Raw genomic sequence first — 14,926 nt, 5'->3', positions numbered from 1 at the left:
CTGACGCCATGACACTGCCCCACGCGCCCATCCTGCGCATCACCAATCTCCACAAGCGCTATGGCGACGTCGAGGTGCTGCACGGCATCGACCTCGCGGTGCAGGCCGGCGAGGTCGTCGTCGTCATCGGGCCCTCGGGCTCGGGCAAGAGCAGCCTGCTCGCCTGCGTGAACTTCCTGGAACCCTTCCATGCCGGCGAGGTGGTGTTCGACGGCCGCCCGGTCGGCTACGGGCCGGCCGGCGGCGCCATGCGCCAGCGCGTGCCGGAACAGGCGCTGAACCTGCTGCGGCGCGAGCTCGGCATGGTGTTCCAGCAGTTCAACCTGTTCCCGCATCTCACGGTGCTGCAGAACGTGACCGAGGCCCCCATCCACGTCAAGGGCATTGCGCCGGCGGTGGCGCGCGCCGAGGCGATGGTGCTGCTGGACAAGGTCGGCCTGGCGAGCAAGGCCGACAGCTATCCGCGCGCGCTCTCCGGCGGGCAGCAGCAGCGCATCGCCATCGCGCGGGCGCTGGCCATGCGGCCCAAGCTGATGCTCTTCGACGAGGTCACGTCCTCGCTCGACCCCGAACTCAAGGGCGAGGTGCTGCGCGTGATGCGCGCGCTGGCCGAGGAGGGCATGACGATGCTCGTGGTGACGCACGAACTCGGCTTTGCGCGCGAGGTGGCCGACCGCGTCGTCTTCATGGAGCAGGGCCGCATCGTCGAGGTCGGCACGCCGGAGGCGATGTTCACGGCGCCGCAGAGTGCGCGCACGCGCGAGTTCCTGCAGGCCTCGCAGCACGGCTGATGCCCGGCAGTACTTCAACCCCAAGGAGCCGACCATGACGACCGACGCCGAGCCGCAGGCCCAGAGCCTTGCCCAACTGGAGCGCCAGGTGCAGGCCGAGCTGGACCTGCTGGCCTACCCGGGCCGCGACTGGGTGCGGCCCGTCGCGCATCCGTCTGGCGCGCCTGTGCACGACGTGCTGATCGTCGGCGGCGGCCAGGCCGGCCTGGCTGCGGCCTTTGCACTCCGTCGCGAGGGCGTTGCCGATGTGCAGGTCATCGACGCCCGGCCCGCCGGGCAGGAGGGCGTGTGGGAAGACTTTGCCCGCATGTCGCACCTGCGCACGCCCAAGCGCACCATCGGCATCGAATCGGGCGTGCCCAGCCTGTCCGCGCCGGCCTTCTACCGCGCCTGCTACGGCGATGCTGCCTGGGCGGCCATCGACCGCATCGAGCGGCCGCGGTGGATGGCCTTTCTGCGCTGGTTCCGGCGCATGACCGGCGTGCCGGTGCGCAACGACACGGCCTGCGTCGGGCTGGAGCCCGAGGGCGACCTGCTGCGGGTGCGCATCCGTTCGACAGCCGCAACGGAGGCTCCGCAAGCCGCCCTGCTGGCCCGCCATGTGGTGCTGGCGACCGGCTACGACGGCGCGGGCGCCTGGCGCATTCCGCCCCACATCGCCGAGGCCGTGGCGTCCGACCGGGTGAGCCATTCGAACGGGCCGGTGGACTTTGCCGCGCTCGCCGGCCGACGCATCGGCGTGCTGGGCCATGGCGCCTCGGCCTTCGACAACGCCTGCGTGCTGCTGGCCCATGGCGCGGCGTCGGTCAACCTGTGCTTCCGTCGCGAGCGGCTGCCTACCGTCAACCCGCACCGCATCGTCGAGTTCGCGGGCTTTCTGCGGCACTTTGCGGAGCTGGACGACGCCACGCGCTGGCAGGTCAACCGCTTCTTCGAGGTGCACGACCAGCCGCCCACCCAGAACGGCTTCGACCTGGCGCATTCCTTCGCCAACTTCCGCATGCATGCCAGCTCGCCGTGGACGCGCGTGCGGCAGGTGGGCGACGAGATCCATGTGCGCACGCCGCACGCGGACTTCGTCTTCGACCACCTGCTGTGCGCCACCGGCTCGGTGGTCGACTACGACGCGCGCGACGAACTGCGCACGCTCGGCGGCAGCGTGCAGCGCTGGCGCCATCGCTACACGCCGCCGGAGGCCGAGCGCAGCGACGCCATGGGCGAGTACCCGTACCTGGGCGCCGGCTTCGAATACCAGCCGCTCGACCCGGCACGCGATGCATGGGTGCGCCGCGTGCATGCCTTCAACTTCTCGTCGACGGTGAGCATGGGGCCGCACACCACGTCCTCCAGCGGCCACAAGTACGCCGTGCCGCGTCTGGTGGGCGGCATCACGCGGGCGCTGATGCGCGAGCAGCAGGATGCGCTGCTGCCCACCCTGCACGGCTATCGCGAGGCGGAGCTGGTGTCGCCGCGCCTGTCGGGTGCGGAAGTGCCGGAGGCCCTGTGAGCGGCCGGGTGGCGGTGGTGGGGCTCGGCCGCATGGGCCTGGCAGTGACGGCCTGCCTGGCGCGCAGCGGCTTTGCGCCGCTGGCCTGGGACATCGATCCGGCGCGCACCGCCTTGGCCGGCGACCAGGGGGCCGAGCCCTGCGCGACGGCGCAGGCTCTGTGCGGGGCGCTCGGGCCAGCGGGGCCGGCCCTGTGGTTCAGCGCCGTGACCGATGGCGACGCGCTGGGCGCCGTCTGCTTCGGCGATGCGGGTGAGGAGGAGGGCGACGGCCGGATGGCGACGGGCATCGTCCCGCAGCTGCCGGCCGGCAGCGTCCATGTCTGCCTCGGCACCATCGGCACCCCGTGCGCCGAGGCGCTGGCGGAGCGGCACCGCGCAGCCGGCCAGTACTTCGTCGCCTGCCCGGTGTTCGGCCGTCCCGACGAGGCATGGGCCGGCGATCTGACGGCGGTCGTCGGCGTGCCGCCATCGCTGCCAGCCGACCGCCTCGCGGCCGTGCGCCAGGCGTTGGCGGCCTTCGCGCCGCGCGTCTTCGAGGTGCCGGGCCCGGCCGCCGCCTATGCGGTCAAGCTCGCGGGCAATGGCCTGATCGCCAGTGCCGTGGCCGCCCTGACCGAGGCGCTGTCGTTGGTGCGCGTGCATGGCGTGCCTGCCGCGTTGGCGCACCAGGTCTTCACGGCCAAGCTCTTCCGCGGGCCGGTGTACGAGGGCGTGGGGCAGGCCGTCGCGCGGTCGGTCGAGCGGGTGGCAGCCGGAGAGGACGCGCGAGCCGACGCGCCGGGCTTCACCATCGCCCTCGGCCTGAAGGACCTGCGGCTGGCCGACGAGGCCGCGCGTGCATCGCAGGTCGCCATGCCCATTGCCGATGCGGCACGCGCACGCCTGGCGGCGGCGGACGCCGCAGGCCAGGGCGGCAGCGACTGGGGCACGCTGGCGGAAGCGCTGGCCGCTGTTCAGCCCGTGACGAAGCGGTAGCGCACGCCAAAGCGCCGGTCGAGCGCGCAGTTGTGGTGGTCGATCACGTTGGTGTCGGCCAGTTCGAGGTTGAAGAAATCGACCGTCTCGTCCTCGAAGAAGGGGCCGGCGTGCCAGGTGCCGCGCGCCAGCATGATGGCCTGGTGGCCTTCCACGCGAAAGGCGCGCAGCCGCGTGATGTCGGGTGGCGCGGCGGGGTCGTCCGGCGCATCGGGCGGCGCCACGGCGATCATCCACGGCCGCCCGCCCACCGAGGCCAGGCATTGGGTGACCGCGAGGTGCCGCGTGATCTGGCGGAAGTCCGGCTCGCGCCGTTCGAGCCTCATGATGTAGAAGCGCGGCGTGCCCCGGTCGAGCGTCAGCTGCGCCTCGTCGTCACCGAAGGGCTTGCCGTCGTACGTGCTCGCGATCAGCGTGCCGTAGGGTGCGAAGGTCTCGGCGCGGATGGGCTCGACGGGCAGGTCGACGAGCCGCGCGTCGGTGGGGGTGTGGACGATGGTGTCGGTCATGGAAGAAGAGGGCGCGGCCGCATCGGTGTTCAGGCCAGCATCCGCTCGCGCTTGGGCGGCAGGAAGGCGGGGTTGAAGAGGGTGGCTGCCGTGGGCTTGGACTTCAGGTTGAAAGCGGCGGACACGTCGTCGATCTGCTTCTCCAGCCGCGCCATGTCGGCTTCGCCCAGGCCCTGCGCGCGGGTGGTGGGCGTCACGACGCTGACGTCGACCAGCCCTTTCAGCCGCCGCAGTTCGACCGTGGCGTCGACCAGCGGCTCGCGCTGGCGGACGATGCGCACGCCTTCCTCGGGGTTGGCGATGACCTCCTTCAGCCCCTTGTTGTAGGCCCGCAGGAAGGCGGCCACGGCCTGCGGCTGCTCGGCGATGAACTTGGACGTGGCCAGGATGGCGTTGCCGTAGACGTTGACGCCGAAGTCCTTGTAGAGGAAGACGCGCAGGTCCTCTTCCTTGGCGCCGGCCGCCATGGCGGAGATGAGGCCGGAGGGCTGGAAGCCCGTGACACCGTCGACATCGCCGCGTACCAGCATCACCTCGCGCAGGCCCGGGTCCATGCTCTGCCACTTGACCGCATCCACCGGCAGGCCCTGCACCTTGGCGAACAGCGGCCACAGCTTGCGGCCAGCGTCGAACACCGGCGCGCCCAGCGTCTTGCCGGCCAGGCCGGCCGGCGCGGTCACGCCGCTCTTGGTCAGCACCATCACGCCGGCTGGCGTCTGGTCCAGCGTCTGGTAGACCGCCTGCGGACGCGCCACGGCCTGTGCGCCCGAGCCGAAGAACTCGATCAGGGCATTCACGTCGCCATAGCCCATGTCATAGGTGCCGCTCGCCAGCCGGTTGACCGCCATGGCCGAACCGGCACCCACGTCGAAGGACACGTCGAGGCCTTCCTTCTCGAAGTAGCCTTTGGCGAGCGAGTAGTAGAAGGGCGCCGACTGCCCGTCCACCCGCCAGTCCATCTGGAACCTGATCTTCACGGGCGACTGCGCGCGCCCCAGCGTGGGCAAGGCCATCGAGGCAGCGGCAAGCGAGGTCTGGGCAAGCCAGCGGCGGCGGGAGAACAACGTCATGGACAGCTCCGGGAGTGTGCGGGCGTTTCGCAACTCCTATGCCATTGGGGTGGGCGTTGGGGGGAGCGATAGGCGGGGCTGATGGGGGTTTCAAAGCGTGCTCTCGTGCTTCGAAGTCCTATTCCGATGGCGCCAGTTGGGGCGTGCGAGAGTTGTGCAGTCCGAGCGCAGGGCTTGAAATGGTGCCGTGGGCGCTGCAGGTGCTGTCGCATCGCTTTCCTTGGCTCAGCTCTAAGGGGAGACGCTGCGCGCCCGCGAAGGGGGGCCAGCTGGCGCACCACGAGGCCGACGTCGCCGCTTGCACGCTGCCGGTGACGCATCCGCTGCTGACGGCGCGGACGCTTGGGAACTGGATGATGAGCTGCGTCTTTCCGGCCGACCACGTGTTCGCGCAGCGGCGCGCCGTGTGCATGGTCGGCCCGCTCCGTGAGCCGCCCATTGCCCTCAGCGAGGCGACGCCTTAAGAGCAGCTGACGCGCAAAGCGGCAGAGAAGGCCGGGCAGGGTGCCGGCGTCGTGCATCGGAGGGTGCTTGGGCGAGGCGCCCTGCGCACCTGTGGCCTGCGGGCGGGGTGCCGCTGCTGGATGACCTGGCGGCGCGGGCCTGGCAGAACGCGCGACTGGGGATGGCGGCCGATGGCGGCGCACACGCAGCAGTGCTGGCGATCGTCATGGGTCGGAACTGCTGAGAGAGAAACGCAAGAGATGGGATGAGGCCGCGCGAACCGGGCTGTGCATCTTGCTTGGCCTTAGGCGTCCACCCGTATTCGATGAACGGTGCGCTGTTGGCAATTCTTATTTCGCGAGCGCAGATTTGATGCTGTTCAAGATGGCTGCCCGTTACCAGCAAACGGATCAGAATCGGCCCCTCAAGGTTGCGCCAACATGTGCCCAGATGCGGCCGCGGCCCGCCCTGCACTTGCGACTGCAACGGACCCACACTCATAATCCACGGTGGCATTACAAAATTCGAACCAGCTATCGGGGAGGCCGCCCTCCCTGAATTGCGCCGGCTGTGCGACTCCGCTCCTACCTCCCCAAAAGGGCGAGCACGCGGAAGATGTGATGCAGAAGGGCTTCTATGCGCGTGCGAACAGAACCTCCTCAAGCTTGACCACGCCAACCTCCCGCTGGACGGCGATTGAAACGGTCAAGTGCAGCAACGGGAAGCCGCCGGCCATTGATTCACTTTCAGAAGGAGTTGCCGCTTCGAGCCAATTGCCAGCCTCTCGACCTTCTTGGTAGCAACCTTCGTTCTCCTTAGACAGCGTAACATTCACTTCATGGGCAGCATTTCTACCAATAGATATTCTTGAACCAAGAACCATGAATAAGCTTCCATTTCTACACGCAAAGCAATCAAATCGCGAATTTTTTATTACAACGATGCCTGCGCAATCGGTCGTTGCGCTTTCGTACGCGTCAGTTCGCGGTCAAGATAAAGAAGAAGGTGCTATTCAGCGTGTTCTCAACAAGAGCCGGATAGCAAGCATTAAAGATTTTACGCTCCGTGGAGGAGATTATCCAAACGCTATCGTTTTGAATTGGGTAAGTACGGATAACCCGCTTTCCGCCATCGATGGAAATTTACAATTCGAAGACACTCCCCGTTCAGCGCAAATTATCGACGGGCAACACCGCGTTGCTGGAATTCGCGCGGCAATCATGGAGAACGAAAAAATCGGATTGATGGATTTGCCGGTGGTCATTTATAAGAATCTAACATCGAAAGAATGCGCAGATATTTTCTTATCAATCAACGAAGAGCAAAAGCCCGTCCCGCGCAGCCTGGTTTTTGACCTGTTTGGCATTGCAAGTGAGGGTAGTATCGATCCCGCTGCGCTGCGTGCGCGAGATATCGCCATGAACTTGCATACCTTAGAGAATTCTCCGTACTTCGGGTTATTGAAGCTGCCGGGGACGCCAATCCGGAAAGGAGGTATTGCTTTCTCTACAGCGGTTTCAGCAATCAAGCCGATTGTTGAGGAAAAGGGTACGCTTGAACAGATTGGAATTGAAGAGCTTGAGATTCAGCGGCAAATTATTCTTAATCTATTTCTGGCGCTCTCCTCCAAATACGGCGAGAAATGGGGCGGAAAAGAGAATGTATTTCTCTATGCCGCCGGATTCATGGCGGCAGCGCAGTTTTTTCAGCAGAAGCTTGTCTCTTACTGCAGTACCAAGCAATCTTTTAAGACCGAGACAATCAGCGATTCGCTGCATATTGAAGGTGACAGGCTAATTTGGCAATCTGAAATCAAAGGGTTAGGTGGTAGCGCCGCTGTTTCCAAGGTCTACGACAGGCTAGTGGAGGCCTTCGTGCCGGATACGGGCGAGAAGACAGCCTTCGAAATCTGAACCCCAGAATGCACAGGGCACAACTTTATTTCGATACTGTGATCAATCCTGGCGGGAATGCGCCAGCGGGGGTCGTACTTAATGCGGGGATGGCTGGTACGCTGGAGCTTGAGTTGGTTGAGGATGCTAAAAGCTATTTATACTCCGCGATTGTCTCGGTGGGCGACGCCATTCAGGCCATCCAGAACGAATTGTTTTCCTGGTCCACCGTTAAACTCTACTACGCAGTTTTTTACGCACTTCGTGCTACTCTCGCGGCCCACAAGTATGCGATCATTTATCATGTGGTCGGCCAGAAGGGTACTCCCTATCGGCTGCGGGCTGCGCCGGGAGAAGTTCCTGCAAAGCTGAGTGGAAATACTCATAAGGTTATTCTGCAGCAGTACAGTACACATTTTCCTGGTGCACCGATGGTTACCCAGTTAATCGGAACTGATACGCCGTTTGATTGGATTATGGATCGGAGGGAGGAAGTGAATTATAAAATTGCGAAATTCCGGGAGCCTGAGGCACCAACTTGTTTCAAAAAAATAGCCTCGGAAAATTTAAGAAGACTGCTGCCTGCCTACATAAATGATAGTAGTGCGACATTTGCGTTCGATCCGGAGCATGCAATACTTGCACTTCCTATCGCCGCGATCCAAACAGCGAAAGCTGCCTTCGCAGCAAAGGTTCCGCCTACTTCTTTGACTGCTGGAGACGCTAGTTTTCTTGCAGGCTTATTTCGGGATCGGCATGGCCAGATACTTGCCGCGCGCGACTTGTTGCCTTAGCGTGTTCAGCCACATCGAAACGCCCTGAGCAACTTGCAAGCCGTTGACCTAGCTCTAAATTCTTGGCGGCGCGGCGCGTTTACGCGGTGTGCGTCCGGGGGGGCCTATTTTTTCTTGCAAATTCCTTTGAATAGTTCGATGCGTCTCCGTTCGCGTATTTGCAAACTACCGAACTGATCCGTCTAAGGCTGACGAGCAAGTCAAGATAAAGTACCCGAAGGTCAGGCTGGCGAAGGTGACCGAGCATCCATTGCACGAAGCACTCTATTTCAGTCTCAGATTGCTCAATAGCTTATCCCACAGATTCAAGTCGAAATCTTGGGATAGCATCAATGATGCTGATGATGGGTCAATGCTGACTATCTCCTTATATTTCTGTTGTATAGCGAAGCCGTCTTCTCGAAATTTTGCGAGCGTGGCGGTTAAGCTGTCCAAATTTTCCGTCCGAATGATCATACGCACAGCGGTGCCGTTTAGGGACGTTTCATAGTACCGTTTGCCGTCTTTCCCGCTTGTAAGGAGCATGCCGGTGGTGCCACTGGATATAAAGAAATTTCCGCCCATCCGGCAGATCCGGCTCGTCATATAGAGACCGAATCCGGAATTTGTCCATGGCCCGCGTTTGGCAAGTCTTCGTGCCCCTTTAAAAGCTTTTCCAGAAACAGCGGGCATTAGCGCGTAGTTAATGGCACTCTTGTCAGTTGTTGCATCGATGTGAGGGTTCGCCCTGATGCTTTCTCTTAGACCGATGCCTCGATCCACAATTGCTACCTCTGCGCGACCCTTTGTCGGCCAGAACTGCGCACAAACACCAAAACGATCTACTTGCGCATGCTCCACCACATTTCTCATGATTTCCCTTATTGAATAAGAAAGAGTTTCAAACACTTCACCACTATCAGCACCGGAAAGCGTTTCAGATAGCCTCTTACTTTGCGCTTCAATTTCATCGCCGACGTCTAGTCCTTGCTGGGCTGCTGTGTTTTTTAGGACAGTACTGTCGAAATAGGTTAGTGGGATATAGTTGCGGCTTCCCAAAGCTTCTCCTGGCTTTCTTCCAAAATCCAGCCCAAATGCTTTAAAAAAACCCATATGCGCTGCATATGGCATTTTTTCGAAATTTCTATAACGAAAAGAAGTTTCTGGGTGCGACGCAATGCATCGATCGATCTCGCTAGCGACCACGAGCATACCGAAAGGCTCTACGGTTCTCGTTCTAGAAAAATCAAAGATTAGCTCGTCGGCTAGCCGTTGTTTTTTGTAGTAGCTTGCAGAATGGGAATACGGTAAAGGCAGTCAGCGCTTCGGGCACATTTATGGTTGTATAGGCCATGTGGGCGCTTTATAAAAATAGAGCCGGCGAAAAATCTGTGTACCCGGGCGAAGCATCATGACGTCGTGGAAGCACGCTGGACGTGCGTAGGATTGGCGATATAGCAAAGTAAGGATGTCTTATTTTCATATTTGCTTTTCCTCAGTGTGTAATACCTGATTCTTTGCCCCGTTTTCCAGCGGATGCCTGCTCTAGGCTTGGCGACTCCAACGATCATGCCACGAGGGCCCTCTTATGTGCTCATCCATTTAGCTCTGTCAAAATCCGGCAGGCCCGAGGAACAAGCTCGCCGTCCTCTTTTTTCGGAGGGAATATGCTCAATCATTGAGCACCTTCGCTCGGTTCAAGTGCGGCTAAATGTTAAGTGCCTCCCTTGTCACTCCGTCCTAACGACTATAGATATCGTGCGTACTGTGCTCGCCATGCTGCGGCAATCTTGTTTCGGCCTGTCAGATATACACAGAGATCCTGTGCGGTAGGCAAGGGCTGCGTGCAGCCGACAAACGGAGGGATCAGACGGCGGACTTAGTTCATTCATTGCGCTGCGTTGACGTCGCGAGCCAAAAAGTCATACACGCGCGCATCATCCGCATACGCCGCATTGAACCGCATCCACCCCGTCCGCTCTGCCGTCGGCCGAAACAGATGCCCCGGCGCCAGCAGCAGCCCCGCCGCCACCGCCCGCTGCGCCACCGCAACGGCATCGACACCCTCCGACGGCAGCCGCGCCCACAGAAACGGCCCGCCCGCCGGCTGCCCGAACACTTCCAGCCCCGCCTTTGCCAGCCCCGCACACACGGCCACCTGCGCCTCGGCCAGGCGCTGCGCCAGCCGCGCCACGTGGGCGCGGTGCTTGCCCTCGGCCAGCACGGCATGCACCAGCCGTTCGTTCATCTCCGAGCTGGTCAGGCTGTCGCCCATCTTGGCGTGGATGAGCTTGTCGACCATCTCCTCGCTGGCGGTGACGAAGCCCACGCGCAGGCTGGGTGAGACCAGCTTGGAGAACCCGCCCACGTAGATGACCCGCCGCAGTTGGTCCAGGCTGGCGAGCGAGGTGGCGCCGGGCGGCTCCAGGCCGGCCATGACGTCGTTCTCGACGATGGCAAAGCCCAGTTGCTCGGCCAGGCGCAGCAACTGGTAGGCCTTGGCCGGCGCGCAGGACGAGCCGGTGGGGTTGTGCAGCTGGGTCTGGATGAAGAAGGCCTTGGGCCGGTGGCGCTGGGCCAGGGCCTGCAGGGCCGTGAGGTCGGGGCCGTCCTGCAGGCGGGGCACGCCGACGAGGCGGGCGCCCAGCTGGCGCAGCGTCTCGAAGAGGTTGGTGGAGCCGGGGTCGTCCACCAGCACGGCGTCGCCGGGCTGCAGCAGGCAGCGGCCGGCCAGCGCCAGGGCCTGGGTGGCGCCGTGGGTCAGCACGATCTGGTGCGGCGGCGCCTGGATGGCGCGGGCGCCCAGTTGCGCCTCGATCTGCTGGCGCAGCGGCAGGTAGCCGTGGGGCGAGCCATAGCGGGCGAGGGCAGGGCCCTGCTTGCGGGCCAGGCCCGCCAGGGCGCGGCGCACGGCGTCCGACTGCAGCCATTCGGGCGGGATCCAGCCGCAGCCGGCGTTGAGCAGCGAGGCGTCGTCCTCGTACACGCGGCGGATCAGCCACAGCGAATCGACCGCCGTGCGGCCGACGAAAGGCTTGCGCCGCGCGGCCTGGCCAGCGGTATCGCCATGGGCCGCGACGTAGTAGCCGCTGGCCGGCCGCGCCTCCACGTAGCCGTCGGCCACGAGGCGCTGGTAGGCATTGGTGGCGGTCATGGTGCTCACGCCCGATTCGCGCGCCAGCTCGCGCACCGAAGGCAGGCGTGCACCGACGGCGAGCGTGCCGCGGTCGATCTGCAGGGCCAGCGCGTCGCGGATCTGGCGCACCAGCGGCACGTCGGAGTGGGGGTCGAGCGAAATCATGGGCAGGGGCGTGGGGGTCGCGCGGTGCGGGGGCACTGATTGGGTGCGTGCCATGCACCTGTGTGTGATCGGGAAGTTGGACTGTTCTAGTGCAGCCTTGATCAACTGTACATATTCAATTGCCGCGATTTTTGTCCCAATCCATCCCCACCGGCAAGCCGGATCTTTCCTGTCTTTCCACCGCCTACTTCGGAAGCTTCATGCACACCCCCAACCCCTCCGCCGCCCGCCCCGTGAGCCGCCGTGCCCTGTCGAAGTGGGCGGCCTGTGCCGCCATGCTGGTCGTGACGGCCGGCGCCGCGCTGCCCGCCGCCGCGCAGAGCACTACGCTCAAGATCATCCCCACCACCAACATGACGGTGCTGGACCCGATCTGGACCACGGCGTACATCTCGCGCAACTTCGGCTACATGATCTACGACACCCTGTTCGGCACCGACGCCCAGGGCAAGATCCAGCCGCAGATGGTGGGCAAATGGAGCGTGTCCAAGGACAACAAGACCTGGACCTTCCAGCTGCGCGACGGTCTGGAGTTCCATGACGGCAAGCCGGTCACCAGCGAGGACGTGGTCGCCTCGCTCAAGCGCTGGGCCAGCCGCGACACCTTCGGCGGCCAGCTGGCCAAGGCCATCGAGAAGTACGAGACGCCCGACGCCAAGACCTTCGTCATCCAGCTGAAGGAGCCCTTCGGCCTGGTGACCGAGGCGCTGGGCAAGCCCTCGTCCAACGTGCCCTTCATCATGCCCAAGCGCGTGGCCGACACGCCCGGCGACGTGCAGATCAAGGAAACCATCGGCTCGGGCCCCTACATCTTCAAGGCCGACGAGTTCCGCCCCGGCGAGAAGGCCGTCTTCCTCAAGAACACCAAGTACAAGCCGCGCGCCGAGGCACCGTCGGGCACGGCCGGCGGCAAGAACGTGTACGTGGACCGCGTCGAATGGCTCTTCATCCGCGACGCGCAGACGCAGCTCAATGCCCTGCTCAACGGCGAGGCCGACATCCTGGAGCAGCCGGCCTTCGAGCAGTACGCCACGCTACGCAGCAATCCCAACATCGAGCTGGTGGATGCCCAGCCGGCGGGCAACCAGTTCATCCTGCGCTTCAACTTCCTGCACGCGCCCTTCGACAACGAGAAGATCCGCCGCGCCGCCATGCTGGCCCTGGGCCAGGAGGCCTTCCTGCGCACCCAGGTGGGCACGCCGGGCCTCACGCGCTACTGCAAGAGCATGTTCCCCTGCGGCACGCTGTACGAGTCGGACAAGACGGGCGAGTACACCGGCATCGCCAACCCGCAGAAGGCCAAGGCCCTGCTGGCTGAGGCCGGCTACAAGGGCGAGCCGGTGGTGCTGATGCGCCCATCGGACAACGGCACCATCGGCAAGCTGCCGCTGGTGGCCAAGCAGCAGCTGGAGCAGGCCGGCTTCAAGGTCGACATGCAGAACATGGACTGGCAGACCCTGGTGGCCCGCCGCGCCAAGAAGGACGCGCCCTCGGCCGGCGGCTGGAGCATCTTCATGACCTCCTGGACGGCCTCGGACATCCTCAACCCGCTGACCATGGCCATGATGAACGCCACCGGCGACAAGGGCTGGTTCGGCTGGCAGGACGATCCGAAGCTCGAAGCCATCAAGAAGCAGTTCATCGCCGCCACCACCGACGCCGAGAAGAAGAAGCTGGCCGAGGCCGCGCAGCTGCAGGCCTTCCAGAGCGTCACCCATGTGCCCGTGGGCCAGTACAACCAGCCGGCCGCCGTGCGCAAGGGCGTGAGCGGCCTGGTGCCCGCCGGTGCCCAGGTGTACTGGAACATCCGCAAGCAGTAAGGGCAGGGCGGCCATGCTGAGCTTTCTGGGCAAGCGCCTGCTCGCCACGCTGCCGGTGATCCTGGTGGTGGCCATCGCGGTCTTCATGATCGTGCGGCTCACCCCCGGCGATCCGGCGGCCATCATCGGCGGCAACAGCGCCACCAACGAGGACCTGGACCGCATCCGCGCCCAGCTGGGCCTGACCCAGCCGCTGTGGACGCAATTCGCCACCTGGGCCGGCCATGTGCTGCAGGGCGACCTGGGCTTCTCGTTCTTTCTGAACAAGCCGGTGGTGGCCCTGATCGGCCAGCGCATCGAGCCCACGCTCTCGCTGGCCATCGGCACCCTGGTGCTGGCAGTGGCCATCGCGCTGCCGCTGGGCACGCTGGCGGCCTGGCGCATGGGCGGCTGGCTGGACAAGGCCGTGATGGCCTTCTCGGTGGCCGGCTTCTCGGTGCCGGTGTTCGTCATCGGCTACGTGCTGATCTACCTGCTGGCGATGAAGCTGCAGTGGTTCCCGGTGCAGGGCTACCGCCGCATCGGCGAAGGCGTGGGCCCCTGGGCCCGGCAACTGGTGCTGCCCTGCCTGACGCTGGCCGTCACCTACGTGGCGCTGCTTGCCCGCGTGACCCGCGCCGCCGTGAGCGAGGCGTTGACCGAGGACTACATCCGCACCGCCCGCGCCAAGGGCATCGGCGAGCGCACGGTGCTCAGCCACCACGCGCTGCGCAACGCCGCCGTGCCGGTGGTGACGGTGATCGGCGTCAGCGCGGCCCTGCTGCTGGGCGGCGTGGTGGTGACCGAGACGGTCTACGCCATTCCCGGCCTGGGCCAGCTGACGGTCGACGCGGTGCTCAACCGCGACTTCCCGGTGCTGCAAGGCGTGGTGCTGTTCTTCGCGCTGATCTACGTGGGCGTGAACCTGCTCGTCGACGTGAGCTACCTCTTCCTCGACCCCCGCATCCGGTACTGAAGCCATGGGCACCTTCCACAAACTCTGGCGCCATGGCGCCGTGCGCGGCGGCACGCTGGTGCTGCTGGTGCTCGCGCTGATGGGCTTGATGGCGCCCTGGCTGGGCACCTTCGACCCCTCGGCCATGGACGCGAACTTCATTACCGTGCCGGCCGGCACCGCCGGCCAGGTCACGCTGCCCGACGGCGCGACGGTGCAGCACACCTTCTGGATGGGCAGCGACAGCGTGGGCCGCGACGTGTGGAGCCGCGTGCTCTACGGCACCCGCATCTCGATGCTGGTGGGTGCGCTCACGGCCTTCCTCGCCATCGCGCTGGGCTGCACCCTGGGCATGCTGGCCGGCTACTTCCGTGCCGCCGACGCCGTGCTGATGCGGGTGATGGACGGCCTGATGGCCATCCCGGCCGTGCTGCTGGCCATCACCCTAGTGGCCATGCTGGGCGCCAGCCTGCCGACCGTGATCCTGGCCATCGCCGTGCCCGAGGTGCCGCGGGTGACGCGCCTGGTGCGCGCCCTGGTGATCGGCCTGCGCGACGAGCCCTTCGTCGAGGCCGCCCGCGCGCTGGCCACGCCCAATGCGGTGATCCTGTGGCGCGACATCCTGCCCAACGCGCTGGCGCCGCTGATCGTGCAGGGCACCTTCATCGCGGCCTCGGCCGTGCTGACCGAGGCCATCCTGAGCTTCCTGGGCCTGGGCCTGCCGGCCGAGGTGCCCACCTGGGGAAACATCATGGCCGAAGGCCGCGTGCTGTTCTCGCAGGCGCCCGGCAACGTGCTGTGGCCCGCGCTCTTCCTCGTGCCCACCGTGCTGGCCATCAACCTGCTGGGCGACGGGCTGCGCGATGTGCTCGATCCCAAGTTCTCCAAGCGCAGCTGAGCGAGGTGTG

12 protein-coding genes are annotated in these 14,926 nt (G+C 64.4%); 8 read left to right on the top strand and 4 right to left on the bottom strand.

Annotation, left to right across the window (positions count from 1 at the left end; genetic code table 11):
• The first annotated feature begins 8 nt into the window (after nt 1–8).
• The 3 genes from L0984_RS01325 to L0984_RS29910 are packed head-to-tail and all read left to right on the top strand — an operon-like array spanning nt 9 to nt 3,275.
• Nucleotides 9–791 carry an amino acid ABC transporter ATP-binding protein gene (locus L0984_RS01325; protein ID WP_255697077.1) on the top strand — a complete coding sequence of 261 codons (783 nt, stop codon included), beginning with the start codon at nt 9–11 and terminating at the stop codon, nt 789–791.
• Between the two features lie 34 nt (nt 792–825).
• Nucleotides 826–2,298: an NAD(P)-binding domain-containing protein gene (locus L0984_RS01320; protein ID WP_234191982.1), complete on the top strand. Its 1,473-nt coding sequence runs from the start codon at nt 826–828 to the stop codon at nt 2,296–2,298.
• Nucleotides 2,295–3,275 carry an NAD(P)-dependent oxidoreductase gene (locus L0984_RS29910; protein ID WP_234191981.1) on the top strand — a complete coding sequence of 327 codons (981 nt, stop codon included), beginning with the start codon at nt 2,295–2,297 and terminating at the stop codon, nt 3,273–3,275. The genes L0984_RS01320 and L0984_RS29910 overlap by 4 nt, the downstream gene beginning before the upstream one ends.
• Here L0984_RS29910 and L0984_RS01310 read toward each other — a convergent pair.
• Together L0984_RS01310 and L0984_RS01305 are read right to left on the bottom strand one after the other, a co-directional pair.
• Nucleotides 3,254–3,784 carry an ureidoglycolate lyase gene (locus tag L0984_RS01310; RefSeq protein ID WP_234191980.1) on the bottom strand — a complete coding sequence of 177 codons (531 nt, stop codon included), beginning with the start codon at nt 3,782–3,784 and terminating at the stop codon, nt 3,254–3,256. The two genes, L0984_RS29910 and L0984_RS01310, sit on opposite strands and share 22 nt — an antisense overlap.
• A 29-nt stretch (nt 3,785–3,813) precedes the next feature.
• Complete coding sequence (locus L0984_RS01305) at nt 3,814–4,854, bottom strand: ABC transporter substrate-binding protein (RefSeq protein WP_234191979.1); 1,041 nt, start codon at nt 4,852–4,854, stop codon at nt 3,814–3,816.
• Between the two features lie 1,325 nt (nt 4,855–6,179).
• On the opposite strand from L0984_RS01305, the gene L0984_RS01300 reads away from it, so the two are divergent.
• Nucleotides 6,180–7,211, top strand: a complete 1,032-nt coding sequence (locus tag L0984_RS01300) for a DGQHR domain-containing protein (protein WP_234191978.1) — start codon at nt 6,180–6,182, stop codon at nt 7,209–7,211.
• An 8-nt stretch (nt 7,212–7,219) separates the two neighbouring features.
• Nucleotides 7,220–7,984, top strand: a complete 765-nt coding sequence (locus L0984_RS01295; protein WP_234191977.1) for a hypothetical protein — start codon at nt 7,220–7,222, stop codon at nt 7,982–7,984.
• A 264-nt stretch (nt 7,985–8,248) separates the two neighbouring features.
• On the opposite strand, the gene L0984_RS01290 is transcribed toward L0984_RS01295, so the two are convergent.
• A complete protein-coding gene (locus L0984_RS01290; protein WP_234191976.1) occupies nt 8,249–9,175 on the bottom strand; it encodes a hypothetical protein in 927 nt (308 codons plus the stop codon).
• Nucleotides 9,176–9,851: 676 nt separating this feature from the next.
• Nucleotides 9,852–11,264: an aminotransferase-like domain-containing protein gene (locus tag L0984_RS01285; RefSeq protein WP_234191975.1), complete on the bottom strand. Its 1,413-nt coding sequence runs from the start codon at nt 11,262–11,264 to the stop codon at nt 9,852–9,854.
• Between the two features lie 200 nt (nt 11,265–11,464).
• Between L0984_RS01285 and L0984_RS01280 the strand changes: the two genes are divergently transcribed.
• Genes L0984_RS01280 through L0984_RS01270 form a run of 3 tightly spaced genes read left to right on the top strand, consistent with a single transcriptional unit; the run spans nt 11,465 to nt 14,916 of the window.
• Nucleotides 11,465–13,084, top strand: a complete 1,620-nt coding sequence (locus tag L0984_RS01280) for an ABC transporter substrate-binding protein (RefSeq protein ID WP_234191974.1) — start codon at nt 11,465–11,467, stop codon at nt 13,082–13,084.
• 13 nt (nt 13,085–13,097) lie between these two features.
• On the top strand, nt 13,098–14,039 hold the full coding sequence (locus L0984_RS01275; protein WP_234191973.1) for an ABC transporter permease: 942 nt from the start codon (nt 13,098–13,100) through the stop codon (nt 14,037–14,039).
• A 4-nt stretch (nt 14,040–14,043) separates the two neighbouring features.
• Nucleotides 14,044–14,916: an ABC transporter permease gene (locus L0984_RS01270; protein WP_234191972.1), complete on the top strand. Its 873-nt coding sequence runs from the start codon at nt 14,044–14,046 to the stop codon at nt 14,914–14,916.
• Nucleotides 14,917–14,926: the final 10 nt, after the last annotated feature.

Origin of the sequence: Pseudacidovorax sp. NFM-22, assembly GCF_021401245.1 — a bacterium.
Classification (GTDB): Bacteria; Pseudomonadota; Gammaproteobacteria; order Burkholderiales; family Burkholderiaceae_C; genus Xenophilus.
The sequence above is the reverse complement of the archived record's forward strand: the minus strand, read 5'-3'. Positions and strand labels throughout refer to the sequence as shown.